At 50.2% G+C, this 20837-nt stretch carries 15 protein-coding genes; 9 read left to right on the top strand and 6 right to left on the bottom strand.

What is annotated here, in order from left to right; genetic code table 11:
* Positions 1–155 precede the first annotated feature (155 nt).
* Together AC0T7J_RS23190 and AC0T7J_RS23185 are read left to right on the top strand one after the other, a co-directional pair.
* Complete coding sequence (locus AC0T7J_RS23190; protein WP_473797639.1) at positions 156–1271, top strand: metallophosphoesterase; 1116 nt, start codon at positions 156–158, stop codon at positions 1269–1271.
* A gap of 77 nt (positions 1272–1348) precedes the next feature.
* Positions 1349–2149, top strand: coding sequence for an MBL fold metallo-hydrolase (locus AC0T7J_RS23185; protein WP_473797636.1), 801 nt, complete (start codon positions 1349–1351; stop codon positions 2147–2149).
* A gap of 55 nt (positions 2150–2204) precedes the next feature.
* Here the strand turns inward: AC0T7J_RS23185 and AC0T7J_RS23180 are convergent, their stop codons facing one another.
* On the bottom strand, positions 2205–4130 hold the full coding sequence (locus AC0T7J_RS23180) for a methyl-accepting chemotaxis protein (protein WP_473797633.1): 1926 nt from the start codon (positions 4128–4130) through the stop codon (positions 2205–2207).
* 603 nt (positions 4131–4733) lie between these two features.
* Positions 4734–6392: a methyl-accepting chemotaxis protein gene (locus AC0T7J_RS23175; protein WP_473797630.1), complete on the bottom strand. Its 1659-nt coding sequence runs from the start codon at positions 6390–6392 to the stop codon at positions 4734–4736.
* Between the two features lie 641 nt (positions 6393–7033).
* Between AC0T7J_RS23175 and AC0T7J_RS23170 the strand changes: the two genes are divergently transcribed.
* Positions 7034–7363 (top strand): hypothetical protein, encoded by a 330-nt coding sequence (locus AC0T7J_RS23170; RefSeq protein ID WP_473797627.1) that lies wholly within the window; start codon positions 7034–7036, stop codon positions 7361–7363.
* 82 nt (positions 7364–7445) lie between these two features.
* On the opposite strand, the gene AC0T7J_RS23165 is transcribed toward AC0T7J_RS23170, so the two are convergent.
* Complete coding sequence (locus tag AC0T7J_RS23165) at positions 7446–7679, bottom strand: DNA polymerase V subunit (RefSeq protein ID WP_473797624.1); 234 nt, start codon at positions 7677–7679, stop codon at positions 7446–7448.
* A 955-nt stretch (positions 7680–8634) separates the two neighbouring features.
* Here AC0T7J_RS23165 and AC0T7J_RS23160 point away from each other — a divergent pair.
* The 3 genes from AC0T7J_RS23160 (at position 8635) to AC0T7J_RS23150 (ending at position 11201) form a co-directional block, all read left to right on the top strand.
* On the top strand, positions 8635–9852 hold the full coding sequence (locus AC0T7J_RS23160) for a diguanylate phosphodiesterase (RefSeq protein ID WP_473797621.1): 1218 nt from the start codon (positions 8635–8637) through the stop codon (positions 9850–9852).
* Between the two features lie 171 nt (positions 9853–10023).
* Positions 10024–10233, top strand: coding sequence for a CsbD family protein (locus tag AC0T7J_RS23155; RefSeq protein WP_010256969.1), 210 nt, complete (start codon positions 10024–10026; stop codon positions 10231–10233).
* 203 nt (positions 10234–10436) lie between these two features.
* Entirely contained in the window at positions 10437–11201 is a 765-nt protein-coding gene (locus AC0T7J_RS23150) for a MerR family transcriptional regulator (RefSeq protein WP_473797617.1), read from the top strand.
* Positions 11202–11275: 74 nt separating this feature from the next.
* On the opposite strand, the gene AC0T7J_RS23145 is transcribed toward AC0T7J_RS23150, so the two are convergent.
* Positions 11276–11764, bottom strand: coding sequence for an Hsp20 family protein (locus AC0T7J_RS23145; RefSeq protein ID WP_473797614.1), 489 nt, complete (start codon positions 11762–11764; stop codon positions 11276–11278).
* A 176-nt stretch (positions 11765–11940) separates the two neighbouring features.
* The gene (locus tag AC0T7J_RS23140; protein WP_473797611.1) at positions 11941–12180 is read right to left on the bottom strand and encodes a transcriptional regulator; all 240 of its coding nucleotides are present in this window, start codon (positions 12178–12180) and stop codon (positions 11941–11943) included.
* A 370-nt stretch (positions 12181–12550) separates the two neighbouring features.
* Here AC0T7J_RS23140 and AC0T7J_RS23135 point away from each other — a divergent pair, with 370 nt between their 5' ends.
* The 3 genes from AC0T7J_RS23135 (at position 12551) to AC0T7J_RS23125 (ending at position 16554) form a co-directional block, all read left to right on the top strand.
* Positions 12551–12775, top strand: coding sequence for a DUF3606 domain-containing protein (locus tag AC0T7J_RS23135; RefSeq protein WP_473797609.1), 225 nt, complete (start codon positions 12551–12553; stop codon positions 12773–12775).
* A gap of 519 nt (positions 12776–13294) precedes the next feature.
* A complete protein-coding gene (locus tag AC0T7J_RS23130) occupies positions 13295–15079 on the top strand; it encodes an EAL domain-containing protein (protein WP_473797606.1) in 1785 nt (594 codons plus the stop codon).
* Between the two features lie 287 nt (positions 15080–15366).
* Positions 15367–16554: a diguanylate phosphodiesterase gene (locus AC0T7J_RS23125; protein WP_473797602.1), complete on the top strand. Its 1188-nt coding sequence runs from the start codon at positions 15367–15369 to the stop codon at positions 16552–16554.
* Between the two features lie 1365 nt (positions 16555–17919).
* Here AC0T7J_RS23125 and AC0T7J_RS23120 read toward each other — a convergent pair.
* Positions 17920–18993, bottom strand: coding sequence for a RepB family plasmid replication initiator protein (locus tag AC0T7J_RS23120; RefSeq protein WP_473797599.1), 1074 nt, complete (start codon positions 18991–18993; stop codon positions 17920–17922).
* Positions 18994–20837 lie beyond the last annotated feature (1844 nt).

Below are 20837 nucleotides of genomic sequence, written 5' to 3'. Positions count from 1 at the left end.
ACCGATGCTTTCTTCCTGATTTATCGCCTGTAAAGCACCCGACGTGAAGCAACCCAAGCGGTAGCATCGTATACATTACCGTCCTGAAAACGGCTCTATAAACGATCGTCTTTTTTTGCCTGCGCAGATGTCCAGCGCCCTACCGGAAAAATGCCATGTTTCACCTGATTTTCAGCTTACCGAGCTGGTATGTTATTGCGCGCGTCATTATTCCCTTGTCTCTGCCACTGGCTATCAAGATCCTGCTCTCCGCACTGGTGCTGCTGGCCTCACAATATCTGCTGGTGAGCCGTTTTACCTCGGGCGGGATTTTCTCCGCTGAAATGCCACGCATTATCATCATTTTGTTTAACTGGGCGTACAGCACCGTGCTGCTGCTGGCGCTGCTTCAGATGCTGATGGATGCGGTCATGCTGATTGCCCTGCTGTTGCGTCATCCGCTGGAGCTGGTGCCCGGTGTTCGTTATCTGGCCGTCGTGCTGGCGATGGGGCTGGCTGCCTTTGGCGTTCAGCAGGCAATACGCGTGCCGCCGGTCAAAGAGGTGACCCTTGCGCTGCCCAATCTGCCCGCTGAGTTCGATGGCTATCAGCTGCTGCAACTGACCGACCTGCATATTACCCGGTTATTTAATGCGACCTGGACCGCCGCAATGGTTGAAAGGGCAATGTCTCTCAAAGCCGATCTGATTGTGGTCACGGGCGATGTGATCGATGGCAGCCTGGCGCATCGACGGCTGGACGTTGCGCCGCTGCGCGGGCTTGCAGCGCCTGACGGCGTATGGGCTATCACTGGCAACCACGAATATTTCTTCCATCAGGCGATCTGGACGGCGCATCTGGCCTCACTGGGTCTGCAACCTCTGCTCAACAGTCACACCGTTATTCAGCGCGGAACCGCAAAGCTGGTGATTGCTGGCCTGCCGGACGCCTCCGCACCCGGCAGAAACGCGGCCGGCCCGGATCTGGCCCGCGCACTGGAACAGGCCCCTGAAGACGCGCCGGTGATCCTGCTGGATCACCAGCCACGCAATGCACGCCAGAACGCAGCGCAGGGCGTGGATGTCCAGCTCTCAGGGCATACGCATGGCGGCCTGATTATCGGGCTGGACCGGCTATTTGCTAAACCCAACGCCGGGTTTGTTTCCGGGCTTTATCAGGTCGGCGGAATGCAGCTCTATGTGAATAACGGCACAGCACTCTGGCCAGGCATGGCGGTCAGGCTGGGCCGTCCCTCAGAACTCACCCGGATTACCCTTCGCCGTCAGCCGTAATCGCGTAACGAAATGGCCTCAGGAAAGTGCGGTTTTCGCCGGTGTGCATAAGATTGAGTGAGACAAAGGAGATCACCATGACGATGTTATGTACCGCCTGCGGAACGGCATATCCCGCGCATTCCACTCATCAGCACTGTAAAATCTGTGATGATGAACGCCAGTACGTTCCGGCAGCCGGTCAGCGCTGGATCACGTTTGATGAACTGCGCACCGGCCACGCCAATAAGTGGACGGCCCATAGCGATGCGCTGTTAAGTCTTAAAACCGTGCCTGAGTTTGCCATCAACCAGCGCGCTTTTCTGCTGCGCACGCCGCACGGCAATGTGCTGTGGGACTGCATTGCCAACCTTGATGATGCCACCTACACGTTGATCGCAGCGCTGGGCGGCATTGATGCTATCGCGATTTCACATCCGCACTACTACACCACCATGCAGGAGTGGGCTGAAGCATTTAACGCGCCCATTCATCTGCACGCCCGCGATCGCCAATGGATTGTGCGGAAGAGTCCGCATATCCAGTTATGGCAGGGCGAGTCGCTGACGCTGATGCCCTCTGTAACGCTGTTACGGCTGGGCGGCCATTTTCCCGGCGGCAGCGTGCTGCACTGGGATGAAGGAGAAGGCGTGATTCTGGCGGGTGATATTATCCAGGTTACGCCGGGTGCGCATGGCGTGTCGTTTATGTGGAGCTACCCGAATATGCTGCCGCTGTCAGCCGCTACGGTAGGCGACATACTGCATCGGCTCTCTGGCGTGACATTCGGGCAACTGTATGGCGCATTTGAAGGGCAGGATATCCGTCAGCAGGCAAAAGAGAAGGTGATGCGGTCGGGAGAGAAGTATCTGGACTGTCTGCAGGATCATCAGGCGTAGCAGGCGATAAACGCTAAGAAGAGAACAGCCGCCCGCAGGCGGCTGTTTAACACCATTATGCAGTCTGGAACACCGCAACCATCGTACGTAACTGCCCTGCGCGCGCGGCGAGTTCATCTGCTGAGGAGGCCGACTCTTCGACCAGCACGGCATTCTGCTGCGTCACCTGATCCATCTGGTTCACCGCAATATTGACCTGCGAGATACCACTGCTCTGCTCTTCAGATGAAGAAGTGATGTCGCGCATCAGCTGAGAGGTCTGTTCAATGGCGCTGACGCTCTGTTTCACCTTATCGCCTGCGTTCTGCGCCATAGCGATCCCTTCCTGCGCGTGGCCGACCGACTGCTCAATCAGACCCTTAATCTCTTTAGCTGCACTGGCTGAACGTTGTGCCAGCGCCCGCACTTCAGACGCGACGACCGCAAAACCTTTGCCCTGCTCACCGGCGCGTGCCGCTTCGACGGCCGCATTCAGTGCCAGAATGTTGGTCTGGAAGGCGATACTGTCGATCACCGATGTAATCTCTTCAATTTTGCCTGAGCTGCCACGAATTTTGTGCATGGTCTCCATCACCGAATCCATTGCTGCACCACTGGAGAGCGCGGCCTGAGTGGCAGATTCTGCACGGGCAGAGGCAAAGCGCGTGTTATCGGCATTCTGCTGAATGATGGCCGCCAGTTGCTCCATGCTGGCAGCCGTTTCAGCCAGTGAAGCCGCCTGCTGCTCTGTGCGTGATGAGAGGTCACCATTGCCCCGGGCAATCTCTTCTGAAGAGTTGGCGATGGTAGCCGCGTTGCCTTTGATATCAGAAACCAGCTGGGCAAGACGCTGTTGCATCCGCATCAACGCATTGAGCAGTTCAGCCATTTCGTTGCTCCCGGAAACGGTCAGCTGTGCCGTCAGATCACCTGCCGCGACGCGGCTGGCGACTTCAACGGCGTCTTTGACCGGACGGGTAACAGAACGGGTAATCATCACGGCCACTAAAATGGCCAGCAGCGCCACGGCCAGCAGACCGGCCAGCAACAGATACTGTGACTGGCGCCTCGCGTCGATCTGCACGTCCATCATCTGTTGCAGTCGGGTACTGGTTTGATCACCGATTTCCGAGTAACGGTTGATCGCCTGGGTAAACACCCGCACATATTCAACCGGTGCCACGCTGGCGTGCCCGCTCACAAACACGCTATCCGCCAATTGCAAGGCGCCTTGTGCCTGCTGATTTGCATCCTGTGCCATACCAGCAAAAGTGGTTTTCAGAGCCGGCTCAATCGAAAACACTTTATCGAGATTGCTGCTGAACTGCGCCAGGGCCGTTCTGCCATTATCAATCTGGAACGCCAGGCGGCTGCGATCGGCATCAGTGATATTTCCGCTCGCGAGCAGGGATGTGCCATTGGCCCGAATCTGACCCAGAGTTTCAGTGAGTAGCGGCAGACGGCTATAAATGCTGACAATCAACTGATAGGTATTTAAGTCCGCATCCAGCGACAGCTGGTAGAAATCCAGCACATCCTGATTCGTATCCAGCAATACCTGAATCAGGTGGGCATGACGCGTCAGGCTGGTAGCCAGGGTCAGCTTGCCACCGTTGATATCGTTCTGCAGCTGCCCCCACTCCTGATTCACCCGTTGCAGCGAATTTAGCGGTTGTGCCTGCTGATCATCCTTGCGCAGATCGTCAGCAATCGTTCGGGACAACGCGTTGATTTGGGTAACCAGTTCCAGACGGGGTGCGTTATCAGCCTTATTAAGGGAGATGGCGATAGCGCTCTCTGCGCGGTGCCGCTGAAGCAGGTTAAGGAGCTTCAGGACTTTTTTCTCTACCGGTATACCAGATAGCTCCACTTGCTTGGCATCAATAAGCTGGTTGCCCGTCTGAATAAACAGAAAGGTAGGTAAAATAAACAGCACCAGTGCAAAAGATCCCAGTAGCAGGAATTTCGCTGGCAGATTAATGCGGTCGAGTAATTTCTTCATTCTTATTCGCTCTGATGTGTGAGGCGTGCAGGTGAGTAGTGCACAAAATAGGTTGTGTATTATTATTTTTACTTTTTCTTTTACATAGCCAGAGGCGTCTCATGCAGCGCAATGTTGCTATGAAGAGAAGGTTTTCATATAAAGACAGAGAAACAGGTATCACAACAGCAAGGAGTATAGATTGCGATCAACTCTTTTTCAGTGAATTTAATGACGATATTTATTGCAAGATCATCTTAAGCTAAACTCAAAAATAGTTATAATTATCATATAGATGAAAAATGAACGCTTCGCTTAACGCATTAAGTCGTAAGGCTGACTTCAGCATTATTCTTTTGAAAATAAAGAAATTCAAGTTGGCTCAGAAATCGCCGATAACAGTTATCCTGGCTATATCGTATTAATTATCATTACACTTCCCCCGCAAATAAACACTCTGACCCAATATCGTTGAAACTCTTTATAACCCTAAAGAGTTATCTTAACCTTAATATTGAAATCGATTACATGTTATTTTAATTCAGCTAAATTTATTTTATTTACACACATTACGGATAAAAAAAGCCCCCACATTGTGGAGGCCATTATGTTACTGCTTAACCCTTAAAAACTTTCCCAGTTCGCCTTAGTCAGGTCGATAGCCTGGCGATCAGGCTGCCTTACCTGCAATACCGCGCGACGTACGGCAACGGTCTGCTGCGACTGCGCTACGCGGTGATTGCTCTCCAGCGTAAAGGTCGCCACCAGCCCTGAGAGCGTCTCTGCCTGTTCCTGCAGGGACTTAGAGGCGGATGAGGCCTCTTCCACCAGCGAGGCGTTCTGTTGTGTCACTTCATCCATCTGGCCAATGGCCTGATGAACCTGTTCAATGCCTTTGCTCTGCTCTGAGGTAGCCGCTGCAATCTCATTGACCAGATCGGCCACCTGCTGAATCGCCTGACGGACATTTTCACTGTTTGCCCCCACGCCACTGGCCTGCTCTAAACCGTGCTCGACCTGTGAAACCGACGTAGAGATAAGATCCTTAATTTCACGGGCAGCCGAAGAGGAGCGCTGCGCCAGATTGCGGACTTCAGAGGCGACAACGGCGAAGCCGCGACCATGCTCACCGGCACGCGCCGCCTCGACTGCCGCATTCAGCGCCAGAATATTGGTCTGAAACGCGATACCTTCAATCAGACCGGTAATTTCAGAGATTTTGGCAGAGCTGGCGCGGATTTCATCCATGGTAGTGAGCATCTGCTTCACCGCCGTCCCATTCTGGATTGACATGTGATTCGCGTTATTTGCCAGGCTGCTGGCCTGTTGCGCACCTTCTGAGTTCTGTCGCACCGTTTCGCTCAGTGTTGCCATGCTGGCTGAGGTTTGCTCCAGTGAAGCCGCCTGTTCTTCCGTACGCGCAGAGAGATCTTCATTGCCCGCTGCAATCTGCGTTGATCCGGTACTGACTGACTGCGCGGCGTGACTGACGGAAAGCAGCGTGCCGGAGACGCGCGCCAGCAGCTGATTAAATGCCATCGCTATTTTTCCGATCTCATCCTTACGGCTGACTTCCGCGGTATGGGTCAGGTCGAGGGTATGACTCACCTGCGTCATGGTGTTGACCATACCAGAGAGACTCTTTTTGATACCCAGGATCACGTTGGCGGAGAAACCGGCCAGTATCAGAATAAGCAGCAGCGATCCGCCAGACAATGCCCACAGTGTCTGGGTATAAACGCGCTTATTCTCCGCCCTGAGCTGTTCGCCAATATCGATATTGAACTGAATCTGACGGGTGAAATCCGCTTCCATCTTACGGGCTGCGGCACCAATACCGTTCTCACTCTGTAATAATGGCAGTGTGACCGCATCATCATGGGCGCGTGACGCGGCAAGAAAGGCCGGCAATGCGCTGCGGACCGCATCCAGATTTTTATAAGCCTGTTCGGTCATCCCTTTATCTTCATCGTTCGAGATGTCGTTAGTCATATAATAATCATTGAGCAACTTAATCTGCTGAAGCAGATTCTCAATTCGCTTTTCCGCAGCCGGGAATTTTGTTGCATCACTGGTGCTATGGTGGCGATAAAGTGCAATACCCAACTGGTTGGTGACGCTGATCGATTTATTGATATCGCGAATGCTGGGTATCGCGTTCATCTGTACATATTCAAAACGGGATTGAAAGCCCGAAATTACTGATAAAGAGATAATCACCAACGCAATCAGCGACATTGCAAGCAGTGAAAAAATCAATACCAGACGTTGTGTAATAGTCATACTTGCCCCCGGCAAAAAAGAATAATTTGGACATGATACAAAGCTGAATGGTTCTTATCGGTTCCAGTCTGGAGGGCTTTAATTAATCACAGTGAATATATTTTTTTATTTTTCCTTGCGGATGTCACAGAGTGAACTAGCCAGGAGATCAGTCGGCTATATATTCATTTTTATTTTGATACACCTTTTTACACTTCATCATCTGCGGTAAAGTTGCCAGGTGACTTCTTCGAGGCCTTCCACTACCACATGGTCAGGAACAGGCGGCAGCAGCCATTCATTGAGTTCTGATAATTAGCAAGCTAACTCAACAGATTTACTGAAGATAATGATTGCTAAGGGGGGGGGTTGACTTCGAAAGAGATCGCAGAATCCCTTACAGTAGCAGGGTTTTTTAAAGATAGCGTCGGCAGGAGAAAAAACCAGAATGACAGGATACCATCAGATTCTCTGATAAAAGGGTGTCTGAAGGCTTATCTGTTGAAAGACGACTGTGTGAGAATTTACCCATTTGTGTCAGGGCCAGATTAAAGCAGTGAAATCACTGGCGGAATACTGATTCTGGTCTATGCTCACTGGCCCGACCAGGCTTTAGCCTGTTGGATAGCAATAACGCTTAAAATAAAAAAAAGGTAGTCGTCATGGATTTAGCCACATTTGAAACCAGAACCGGTCTTTGGCCACACATGCAGTTTACAGATGTTGAATATGAAGTATGCAGCGCAGGTATTGAGATCTATGCCATTGATGTCAGTCGTCAGACCAAGAGCAAACTGTTTATCTGTCGGGTCACCAATGAACAGCAGGCAGCCTCGCTCACGGCACAGTTCAAAGAGTGGCTGCCGAAATTAAAGCTTAAAAAACGCAAAGTCGCACTGAATCTGGCTCGCCTGGCATGCGAAAAGAGCTACCCTACGAATCCTAAATTCCAGGATCGGTCTGACATGCGCAGTAATACATCAAGGCTATGATGCCTGCTTCAGCCTGCACTTGTTACAGCGGGCAGGCTGAAACGCTTTCTTACCGGGTCTGCACTGTGGCGCTGCGAACCATTTAATTGCGCGCCGCAGTAACCTGAAACAGCCGACATTCCCCAGGCTCAATTGAGATGTCGCTGAAAGTGGTGATGTGCATCTCTATCCAGACATTCGCGGCTCGAAGCGTGTGAGGTGAGTTGCGCTGTTCCAGTTCGGCCACAAAATCCCGCGTACTCACTGTGCACTGACCGGAATCATCCTGCCTCATCGCCTCTCTGAATGCTGACCAGACCTCATCGTCCTGTGACATCTCATTACTCCACACTGGCTCTCAATCCACAAAATACTGTACGCATAAACAGTACAATTATTTACTGAAGCGGTCAAGTCCGCTCAGTGCAGCTCTCTCAGACCGCTGCGCACTCGCTGAATTGTGGCCATTTTTGGCAGCATCAGCGGGCGAAGCAGGACTTTAATCCTAATCTTAGAAATCGATTTCATGTCCTGATAAGGTATTGATTAAAAAAAGATTGTATATAGTTGGTTTTTTAATTGTTTGATATCTAATTAAAAAAATGGTTAACCGTAGCGGCAAAAAAATCGTTTTTGCCCTATCTTTGAATGGCTCTGTAATGAAATCCACTTCTTTTACAGAGTGATCTGACTCCTACCCTTGCCCCCTTTTACGGGGGCATTTTTTCAGTTACCGCCGATATCGACATCTGATTGTCACTGCAGAACGACAACGCACAGGCGTTTCGGAGAAGTCTGCTGATGGCGTTAAGGGAGTGTCTGAAAAGTGGTTGATTTGTAACCTGATAATTCATTAACTGAGCTGTCATCACTAAAAGCATGAAGCAGTAGATTGAATCTCAAAACAATTTTCCGAAATATCAGAGAAACGGATTTTTACGCGCTTTAAAAGCCTTCCAGAACGACATGGTAAGAAGAATAAAAAGTGCGTAATAATCTGGCACCATCAGATTGACCGGCGCCTCACCAGGGATGCCGTAACGTTATAATAATGCGCTATATCTGCTGTTCGCCCCCGCTTTTGCAGGGGCTTTTCTTTTCCCTTCATTTTGCGCCCTGTCATTGCCACCAGCCGATCTGATCTGCTGATAGCCGTAGCCTGAAGTACTCCCTGAATCTATGAACAAATTAATGCCGCAAGCATAACGGCATAATGACCGTAGTTGTGCCCTTTACCATCGATATTTCTATGATAGGGTTAAGCGGTTACCTTCTGTCATGTGAGTCTGATTATGCTCTCCACCCTTATTTATCGAAGCCAGCTTGCGGGGTCGGTCTCGTCAGAGAAATTGAAGGCGCTAGTGGAGCGCGCCAGCATCAAAAATGCCGAGGCTGAAGTTACCGGGATACTGCTCTATGACGGACAGCACTTTTTTCAGGTGCTTGAAGGTAGCGTTGACAATGTTCATACAGTTTTCCAGCGCATCAGTCAGGATGCGCGGCATTTTAACCTGATCGAGCTGATGCGGGATTACGCCCCTGCCCGTCGCTTCGGCCATGCCGGTATGGCCTTGTTTGATTTGCGTGATTACCAGAAACACACCGTGGTGGATGCCCTGCTTAAGCGGGTCACACTGAGTGATGAGCGGATCAGAGATGATCGGGTGGTGAAGTTCCTGCGTTCGTTTGTCGAGGGCCGGGATAAAGAGACGTTTATCAAGATTGACCCGGCCAGTAAGTGGACGCTGACAACGCCATTCATCTCCGAATCTCAGCCTGTCTGGCAACCGGTACCGGGTCAGTGCTGTGAATTTGCGCTACAGCCTATTGTGGATGCAGCGAAGCACCGGATTATCTCCTTTGAAGCCCTGATTCGTGGTCAGCACGGCGCATCACCTGCAGACTATTTTTCACAGTTGCCTGAAAGCGAGCGCTACCAAAGTGATCTGCACTCTAAAACCTACGCTTTCCAGCTGGCCAGGCATCTGGGGTTGCGCGAGCAGACGCTCTCCGTCAACCTGCTGCCGATGTCACTGGTGGTAATCGATAATGCTGTTGAACATCTTATTCAGCAGATCAGGCAACAGGGATTGCGACCTGAGCAGGTAGTGGTTGAAGTGACCGAAGATGAGATGATCTCGCGCTTTGACGCATTCCAGTTTGCTGTCCAGCAGTTGAAAGCGGCCGGGATCAGCCTGGCGCTTGACGATTTTGGCGCCGGTTTCGCTGGCCTGTCGCTGTTAGCCGATTTCCAGCCCGACAAAGTTAAAATCGATCGTAAGCTCATCACCGATATCCACCGCAGCGGCCCGCGTCAGGCCATTGTACTGGCCATCCTTAAATGCTGCCAGGCGCTGGAAATCACGGTTATCGCGGAAGGGGTCGAAAAAATTGAAGAGTGGCTCTGGCTGGAAGGTGCAGGGGTTCGCTATTACCAGGGCTTTCTGTTTGCCCGACCTGCCCTCAATGCCCTGCCTGCAGTGAGCTGGCCAGCACAACGCCCGGGATAACCCCGCAGAGATAATCCCTCCTCTCAGCCCTTTTGTTCATAATTTGATGCGGCTCACACCGCTTCGCTGCAAAAAGCAAAAGCTGTGCCATGCTTGATTCATCTGACAGCCATCAGGCAACACAGATATTCATCAGGTCCCTGGATAACAACCGGAAATGGGAGAGTCACCATGAACGAAGATCGCATTGGCGGTAACTGGAAGCAGTTCAAAGGTAAGGTTAAGGAAAAATGGGGTGATCTTACGGATGATGATATGACCGTTGTAGAAGGAAAGCGTGATCAGCTGGTCGGTAAAATTCAGGAACGCTACGGCTACGAGAAAGACCGTGCCGAAAAAGAAGTAAAAGAGTGGGAAGATTCCAATAAGTACCACTGGTAACGCGTTCTTTATCGCCGGGCCTCTCTGCGCCCGGCGCCTGCCCTGCCGCTCCCCATACTGTTTAATCCCCTTCAGCTGATGACATCTCTGCATCGGGTGCGAAAATAGATTATGGAAATGATTGTTTCTTTATTTATTCCCGGCGCGCATACTGCGTTTATCGTCCCTTATCAGGGGATCTCAAAGCCTTCCGGATAGTCACTATGCCCCAACACTCTACCGACACCGTTTGTGGTCTCGTCGGTGTTCTTCCTGAAACTCTGCGCCGCTGGCGCCGTGCCGGGCTGATAACGCCGCCTGGCCCTGATGGCTACTCGGATAATCAACTTACGCGTGCGCTCTGTGTACGTGAAATGACCTCAGGAGGTCATACGCTGTTTGATATCCATACTGCGCTAAACTGGTCCAGCGTTACGCTGCCTGGCGGCTGGGCCTGTCGGGAAGAGGATATGTTGCATCTGCTGGCACATAATACGGACGCAGATGTTGATCGCGAACTACAGATGATGAATACCGACTATTGCGGTGATGATTATGTTAATCGCTACCTGCGGCCGCTCAATCTCTGGCTCCGCACTGACCTCAGCGAAGGTGCGGTGCGGCGCCAGCAGCGCTTTCATTCGGCGGTAGTCAATCAGTGGGCGCGCCTGGCGCTGGCCTCACAACGACGCAGCACCGTACCGCTGTTTCTTGAAGCAGTCAGCGTCACGGATGAGACCGAGATCTGGATGGAAGCGATACGGCTGAACGGACAGGGTTTTCGGGTTGAAGTTGCAGCAGACGCGTCAGGTGTTCCTGCCGTGGCGCAACGCCGCTTTGAGCATCATCTGATGTGGTGTGGTGATGGTATCAGTGCAGCAATGAAGGCTGCATTTCACTCCAGTCTTGAGGCGGGCGAACCGATTATGCTGACCGGTACGAATACCGGTTTACAGTCACAAATCAGCCTTATGTCTGCCAGCGCCTGAACGCTTTTGACCCCCTTCCCTGGCCGCGATTAAAAAAGGCGGAAACAGCCTGTGCTGTTTCCGCCCTGTTCATATTACTGATGTTCAAGCGCACGCTGACCACCGATCGCAATCGGGATACGGCGTGGTTTCTCGCTCTCCGGTATTTCCTGGAGCAGATCGATGCTAAGCAGGCCTTCCGCCAGGCTGGCTCCGGTCACTTTCATGTGCTCTGGAATTGAAAAGCTCAGCTGGAAATCGTGTCGGGAAATGCCGCGGTGGATCCAGCTGTTGTTCTCTTGCCGGGCCTCACCAGACGCTTCCTGGGACGATTTTTCTCTGTGACCGGCCACGGAGAGCCGTCCGCCACGTAACTCGATCTCCAGTTCATGCTCTTTCCAGCCGGGTACGCTCACGGTCAGCGCATAGCGATTATCCTCTACCCGCTGCAGATCGTAATCGGGTACCGACGTTAACGGGCTGTCGCCAGTAAGCTGACTGAACAATTTATCGATGCGGCTAAAGCGGTCTGAAAAAGCAGAATCAGCCAGCGAAGGGAAAACTGTAAATTGTTGTACTGACATAGTGATAATCTCCTGAACAGGTTCATCCAAAAGCTCATCTGATCGGTATCAGGTCTCCGATCATCTTCATAAATAGGGATTAATAGTCAGCTTTCAAGTCGGTAAATATAATTTTTTAACCTTTATCCACCAGCTGGTTACCACAGAAATAAATTTCAGGGTATTAACGCAGCCCGTTACTTTTTGCTCTGAGGAGCAAGAACGAAATGGGGATGACAGCCAGCCAGTAATAACAGCAGCTCATATTCGCCCTGACTTAATAATGTCGGATTACCTGCGGCTTCTTTGGTTTGCCAGACTCGCAGGCTAAGGTCAAAACGCTCAGCGGCGCTTTGCTGAGAGAGCCCGGCGGCAAGACGAAGTTCACGCACATTACTCTGGACGACCACAGGCGGCCTGGGGGGACGATTCACCAAACAAAGACTCCTTCAACATGATTAAACCGCGATGACACAGCACTTCGCCATCAATAGAAGCGAAGCCACCAGAAAGCGGCCAGAATGAAAAGACCTGAGAATAATTGACTATTTTAAATAAATGTCAAATTTCAGCTTTAAAAATCATGCATGATTTTTTTTAAAGCGAAGCGGCATATTTCGTCCATACGGAGACTTTTCTATTTTCTTAGAGTGCTTTATTCCTCCTGCCAGGAATTATCCTGTTATTTGCCTTAAGGACCATTCATGGATTAATCCGCTACCTCAAGGCCGCTTTGTTCCTCAGGATAGTGCTATAGCCTGAGGTTCATGTTCAGGCTGCATCATTGAAACCAGAGGAGGATAATGAATGAAAAATCCTATCCAGCGTCGCTCACCTGACGATCTGTCGCAGGTGGAGATTCGTGAACAGTGGCAAATCACCTACTGGACCCAGGAATTGAGCACGACACAGGAAAGGCTGACACGTGCAATCCGCGAGCGAGGACCACGGACCGAACAGGTACGTGACTGGCTGGAACAAAACCCGCCGCCACGTCGTCCGATACAAAACTCAAACGGCATGAAAGGTTAAACGGATTGCTGCCTTAAGCACTGTGTTACTGTCAGCCTGGCGGTGGATTGACCTGTAGCAGCCATGACTACACTGACAGGTCATCTCTGCCAGCCTGCATCTTTCACCGGCTTTTAGCTTATCTTTTAATACGTTACCTTCCCGAACAATCTGCGGGTAGCGATCCTGTCTCTGTCAGCAGACCTGTTTCGCTTTAAAACTGACTTAGAATTAACGTTAACCCTCCTGAATGCATATTCATCTTCTGACAGGAAATAAACATTAACAATAATGAAAAACTCTCGAGCCTATTTAAAATGAGCAAATGTAAATAACCATGCACATCTTCGATTAAATTTTCGAATCGTAACAACCCCTTTAATGCGTTAAAGAAAATATTAAGAGACACCCGCTGCATAGTCCCTTATCATCCGGGTGAAAATAAAAAATACGCTATATTTCCTGCCGCCCGAATGACATTTCGCTCCGGACAGTTTCTTTTTTCGCTCCGTAATCAGCCGGTGCGGGGGTTCTACACACATGTTAAACAATTTAAACGGCGACAATGAGCGCCGCAGCCGCGCCTTACAGGCGTTGCGCGCCCCTGATGAAAGCCGCGATGAAGTTCTACGGAAATTTGTCCGGTTAGCCAGTCAGGCCCTGGGTATCCCGGGCAGCTTTATATCGGTGCTGGATGACGAGTTCCAGACCGTTCGGGCATCACACAATTTTGATCTGCAACGCTCAACGCGTGCGGATTCACTTTGTCGCCACGTGGTTGATAGCGACAGTGCGGTGATCGTCCCTGATACTTATTACGATGCGCGTTTTGTCACGCATCCGCTGATCACTGGCTCACCCTTTATCCGCTTTTATGCCGGTGTCCCACTGAAAACACGCGATGGCATTATTCTGGGTACACTATGTGTGACCGATACCGAGCCACATGCGTTTCCCAGTGACCAGGTGACGACATTAACGCTGCTCTCTACGCTGGTAATGTCCTTTCTTGAAGCCTGGCACTCGGCGGGTTTTACCGATCCGGTGACCGGACTGCCTAACCGTCAGCGCCTGATACGTGATTTGCAATATCTTGCCGTTGCCGGCGATACCACGCCACGCCGTCTGGTCCTGATTGATTGCATTGATATGTCGCGTGCTTACGAACTGGCCCGCACCATGGGAATGAGCCCGGTTGAGAGTCTGCTGAAAGATATGGCCACTCTGCTGCCGCTGCGCCTGCGCCCGGCGGTTGGGGAGATGATCTATACGGTGGCCACCGGCCGCTTTGCTATCCTGACCCGTGCGGATAGCCGGCTCAGTGCAGCGTGGGTAGCCGGTCGCCTGGAAGGCATCAGTGCGGATATGGATGAAGGTCTGTCAGTCGCACTGACTCCCCATACCGGTGAGGCTGACTTTGTCGCTGGCAGCATGCCAGCGTCTGAAATATTAGGCCGTGCGGTCAGTGCGCTGCATGAAGCGGTCGGCCGTGGGCTGCCCTCTCAGCGTTTTGAAGCTGAAATTGAAACGCAGCGTTCAGAAGATTTTCTGCTGATGACCGATCTTAAAACGGCGTTACGCGAGAACATCGGGCTATATATGGTCTATCAGCCAAAAATTTGCCTGCAAAGTGGTAAACCGGTGGGCCTTGAAGCGCTTATCCGCTGGCAACATCCCAGTCGGGGCGAACTTTCTCCTGCCGCCTTCATTCCGCTGGCTGAGCAGACCGATCTGCTCTCTGTGCTGACTGCCTGGATTATCGATCGGGCGGTTGAGCGCCTCAGCCGGCTGAGGAATAACTGCATCCAGCTGCCGCTAACAATAAACGTCAGCGTACGTGACTTTGCGCGCGAGGGGTTCGCTTCAGCGCTGGAAAGTAAGATGGTTAAATCTAAGCTCCCGACCTCTCTGCTGGGAATCGAATGCCTGGAAACCGAACGTATCCTTGAAAGCCCGACCGCCCTGCGCGGGCTGGAGATGCTCAGAGCACGAGGATTCACGATTTCACTCGATGATTTCGGTTCCGGCTACAGCAATATCAGTTATCTGCGTCGCATGCCGCTTGATGTGATTAAACTGGATCGTTCCCTGATCAGTGAGCTTTCCTCTGACACGGCTTCACGCATCATTGCACGCAGCATCATCGCCATGCTCAAAGAGCTGGACTATACCGTGGTGGCTGAAGGGGTTGAGTGTCCGGATGCAGTAACATCCCTGACCGAGTATGGCTGCGATCAGGCTCAGGGCTATTTCTATTCGAAGCCGTTGAATGAAGAAGCCCTGGATCACTGGCTTCACTGGAAGCTGCGTGGTGAGTGTCATTAAACTGGTCTCGGCGCAATCTGATCTCAGATTGCGTTTAAGGGTTTCCGATTGACCTATGAGGCTGCCATTACGGCGGCCTTTTTTATTATGCAGAAAGCGTGAGTCCATCTGCTCAGACTCAGCATCTTTTCTACCGCTACGCTTATTGAAACCGGGGACCGCGATTTACCGCTTCGCTTAGTGCCACCTGCTGTGGTGCAGTCTGTGCGGCAGTGAATAAGGAGAGATGAAACATTTTTTGAACAATGTTAGCGTGTGCGCAACAATCTTATAAAACGGAGCTGCACATGCTGACTACCATAATATACCGCAGCCATATTTCAGATGACTTTCCCATCAGAACCCTGCCTGCGATGGTCGACAACGCCAGCAAAATAAATGCGGCTCACGACGTGACCGGCATCTTATTATTTAACGGTACCCATTTTTTTCAATTGCTTGAAGGCCCGGAAGCAGGCATTCAGACGGTTTATCAGCGAATCTGTGCAGATCGACGGCACCATAATGTGGTGGAACTGATGCGTGACTATGCGCCTTACCGCCGTTTTGGTAATGCGGGCATGGCACTCTTTGACCTGCGTGAACACGACCGCTCGTCACTGCTGCAGGCCGTGCTGGATAAAGGGACGTCAAAATACCGTCTCACCTATGATGATCGGGCACTGCAATTCCTGCGTACGTTTGTAGAGTCCCGTGAGAAAGAGAATTACTACGAGGTCCTCCCGCCGGGTTACTGGGAATTTATTTCTGAACATAATGATGTGCCGGACTCCCGTCCGGAGACAGAAGGCGTCAGCTTCCGTCCGGTAGTGGATCCCCTGGCTCGTCAGGTTACGGCGATTGAAGCGACCACCCTGCGGCCTGCTCCCGCCGACGAAGCCTCAGGCGATCAGCTTTATGTTAGCGATCTGAAAACCGTGAAACAGACGTTTGCCCACGCTGGGCAGGTCTGTCCCGATGGCATGACGCTTTACGTCAGCCTGCTGCCTATGACGCTGGTGGTCATACCCGATGCCGTCGATCAGATTGTCACCGCTATTCAGCAGGCGGGACTGGTCCCCGAACAGGTCATTATCGGCGTGAGTGAAACGGCGGTGATCTCGCAGCTGGAAGCTTTTACTGAAGCCGTTCGCGCGTTAAAAGCGGTCGGTATTAGTCTGTCGATTGACAATTTTGGTGACGGTTCCGCGGGATTGTCATTGCTGACTCACATTCAGCCCGACCGCATTCGAATTGATGCCGGTATTACCCGCGATGTTCATCGCAGTGGTCCAAAGCAGGCAGTGGTTCAGGCGATTATCAAATGTTGTTCAGCGCTGGAAATCACCGTCATCGCCGCAGGGATCGTACAGGCAGAAGAGTGGATGTGGCTGGAGGCTGCAGGCGTGATCAACTTCCAGGGCACGCTGTTCGCAGCCGCAGGACGCTATGAAGCACAATCCGTTGCCTGGCCGGAATACCGTGAGGCGATGTAACTGTTTCTGTCCCAATGTTGATAAAGCGGTACGCCAGAGAGTGGCCGCTTTGTTCACCGATGTCCTGCCTGGTGCAAGCAAAGCCGCAGCGGCCTCCTGATACACATTTCCCCTCCCCCGCTACATCCCCCGACCCCGATCTTTCGAGAGGAAGACGGTATCGTCTTCCTGGCGTTTCAGGTAATACCTTAATCTCTTCCATCATCCGGGCTTAGCTCTATCCGATAACCACTGTAGCGAGTGAAATCACCTGTTTTGCTCATGCAGAGAGAAAATCAGTGGCTGCAAATCCGTTTTTTAGTATCAAACTTCATCACCTATCCACTGTAGCGAGTAAAGTACCGTTATTCAGCTTTTGGAAACCACTGTAGTGAGTAAACGGAACAGCTAAATCTGTTATCCGGCCTTCTCTATCAAGATACTGGGGTGCATCCCCCCTGCATTCAGGCATTCCATCGAGGGTTTCACTCTGTCATAACCACTGTAGCGAGTAAAATCCCGAGCCCCCTCTCAACAATGAATTTTCATTCTTGATTGCGTATGGCACACCCTTTGAGAGGCCTTGCTGACACGCTTTTGAAAATGAAATTGAGCTGCAAGGCTGCAAAAACCTGGAGTAGGCACACGCCTGAACGGCTGTAGCGAGTGGCTCTCTATGGGCATTTGCATTTTATCTTTATAAAGAAAGTCCTTTTATAAAAGGGAATATACTGATAGTAAGTGCTTACTAAAGTTAAAGAAACTACTCTAGCGAGTACAGGCCATTGATGATAACAACCACTATGGCGAGTAAGCTCCCCATTTCTGCTCCCATTTAATAACCACTGTAGCGAGAATATTTCACCCCTGATGTTGATATCTGATCATTAACTGACCGCTTTAGCGATAAAACAATCTGATAACCACTATAGCGAGTGTTTTACTCGCGCTGGGTGAACGACAAAGAGAGGATAAGCCACGGTGCAGAAAGAGATAACCACTATAGCGAGTAAACTAAGAACACGAGTTTTCCTGCCCAGCCTGCGTAAATACTTTACGTCTTGCACACTTTCTGGCTGGAATCCGGTGAGATAACCACTATAGCGAGTGAAGACAGCATCGATTTCTGGCTGATACGCTCTCTCTGCGTGCCTTCAGACTTAGACTAACCACTATAGAGAGTAAACAAAACCGTAGGCTCAGTTCAGGTTTATGCCGAATGGCGAGGGGTGACTATGGCGATCAGCAGTATTCAGGCAGGCGTTCCACACATTCCTGCGTGACCGATAACCACTATAGTGAGTCGCGTTACTCGCTACAGTGGTTATCCGCCAGTATAGCCCGATTAACGCTAAAAAGCGGAAGAGCAGGTTTACAGAAAACGTCTCACTGCTTCTTCTGCTTCCTGATTTTGTTCAGTAACTCTTTTTCCTCACGCGAGACCATCACCAGCTCAGTGCTATCCTCCTCAATAACCGGTTCCGGCAGACTGGCGTCAATAACGTCGGGATCGATATCAAGATCGTCAAACTCATCCATTTCATCGTCGATCAGGCCTGATTTACTGAGCGGCAGTTCGGCCGGGCGCAGCTTAGGATGGCGATAATGAACCCAGAAGTAGACAGACGAGCCGCGTCGGGTTTCGGTGTAGTCGAGATAGCCGATCTCTTTTAGCTGTTCCATAGCCTTTCTGACGGTGGCATTCTGCGTAATCACGCGCGATGTCAGGTTAAGTCTGGCCCGCAGACGCGCCATAGATATCGGGGCAGGCTTCGGCGGAAGGCTTTCAATGAAGGTGTAGAGCGCCTGAGCCGACTCTTTGCGAGCCAGCTCATTGATGGCTTTAAGCTGCAGCAGAACCTTTCTGTCGAACTGATACAGCTCAAAGATCTTGGGATCGGCCTGCAGCGTTACCGTGTCCTTCTTGATGCTGTATTTCGCAGACTGCACCAGATGCGTCGTGTAGTTCTCTCCGCCCTTACTGGTAAAAGTCAGGGTGTTAGAGGCAATACGCGTCAGCGAAGCGTCCAGACGGCTTCTGAGCTTCGAGGAGAGCCGCACTGAGGGTATGCCGCATAGTTTGGCAAATTCTACGAATGAGAGCGTTACCGTGTCTCCCAGACACTCATGCGTAGCGAAAGCACGAATGATCCCGACCCAGGTTTTGAAATCATTATCCATATCCAGGCGTGCACCCAGAATCTTGATGTTGTCATAGCCTTCTGACCTGACCAGGGATAACTGTTTAAGATCCTGGGTCACATCCATGGCGTTCATCTGGTTTTTCTGACTGCGCGCTGTGGATTTTAACGTCGGAACAAATAAACCGAGTCGCATCAATGCTACCGGCTGGACGGTGTTGTTACTGTTGGGGGTAAGAGTAACAACTTCACCTGTACGCTTGTCTGTTTCACTAAACGCATCAGCTATGTTCAGGATATCTGGTTCTTTTCTTGGCATTAGGAAGATCCGTGATGTGAACAGGCGAGAGCCGCTGTTACTCGATACAGTGGATACTATCACTCACTACAGCGGTTAATCTACTTACCATAGTGGTTATTTGTCTCGGTACAGTGGTTGTTTTACTCGTTATAGTGGTTATCTACCTGGCTTTAACGCAGTCATACCGTGGCCTGAGGCTATGCTGGGATCTTTAGGGAACTTAATAAGGATCTTAAATGGATCTGTTATTGGATCTATTCAGTGGATAACCTGAGAAAACTGACTGAAAAAGAGTTGCATCACCACCCTCCCCCTTCCTGGATCTCCCTCTTTCATCGCAAGCATTCTGTAAAAAGCCGTCATCTACACATAAGCAGGGTTATGCACACTGATTCAGGCCATTTACTCGCTATAGTGGTTGTTGATTACTCGCCAGCGCGGTTGCTTTTCTCGCTATAGTGGTTGTTATACTCGTTATAGTGGTTATTCTTCTCGCTACAGTGGTTACTGACCCCCTTCCAGGCCTTGTGTCACAAGGGTTCAGACGATGCAGGGATCTGTTAAGGATCTCAATTTGATCTATTGAGGATCGACCAATTGGATCTGGCCTGTGGATAACGGGGATAAACACACAAAACAAAGAATTAGCTGAGAGTCTCGGTCAGAAGTGATTTTCACCTTCAGTTCTGAACGTGTGGTTTACCAGAAGCCCGGCTGAGAAAATTTTTTACGGTCAAAGCGATCTAACGCAGCAGAGCACAGGTAAGACAGGAAGGTTGCATACGTCTATAACCATTAAATATATAAGGTTACTGAGTTCGGGTGAGGTTTCTGAAGCTCGGCCAGTGAAAATACAGAGAACTCACCATAACATTAATCATCTATCTGTTTGATAAATAATAAATTATTTTTCATTTTCATGATGAAAACACCAGGAGATGCTTACTTAACGCAATATCATTGTTTTGTCAGTACTCATAATCTGGCAGACATACTAAAAGAGAACTCAAAATGACATTCCCGGTAGAATATCTAAAGCTTATAAAGAGGCCTGGTGTGAAGGAAGCAATTTCAGGAATGCAAGAATGACATGAAGATGAAGATGAAGATGAAGATGAAAAGATAATCTCCGGATCTGAAGTCAGCACAGCACAGCGTTAATTCTGACTGTCCGGTATCGTTTACATTATAGTGACTTACCTAAATCAATATTGCTGTAAGCCTTGCCGCATTGAGCCTGCTCCTGCTCTTAAATGATTAATTTTACTCTTTCATTATTTTGATTCGTGACATCACAAAATGTTAAGTGAATTAAATCCTCATCTTTGCTCGACTAAGCCTTTCAATAAAAAGCCCTATGCGGAATAACACCTGACATTATGCGCACAGGCAGGAATGCTGATTACCAACGCTACATAATGGCCAGGTATAAAAAAGGCATAGTTTTGGAAGCAGTGCTCTTTAGTTAGCACTGATAGCGATAGCGATTACTTAACGCATTTTACCGTGATACCTACTTCTTGAGGTTCAAAAAAACCTGTAATAACTTCTAAGTAAAATTCCCCGCCAGCTGTAAATACTGAGTAAAAAATTCATTAGTCTTAGAGTTTTTCACCAGGCTATTTCACGTTTAATTACATGATTTATAATATTTTTTATTAAATTTTCATGCTGAAAACACCATTTAAAAAGCACGAAAAATTCTCTAACGAATAACCCGCAGAACGGCATATTATTTATCAAAATCGAAATGTGCAGTTCTGAAACATGAGTCCTTAAGATGTTCGTTTCCTGTTGCCATCTTACGTTCTCTGTCTCAAACAGTCAGAAGACAAAAAATATCAGAGAGATTCACTTCGCAA

It is taken from the genome of Pantoea sp. E956-1, from assembly GCF_982223955.1.
Note: the sequence above shows the minus strand (reverse complement) of the source record. Positions and strands in the feature narration are given on the sequence as shown.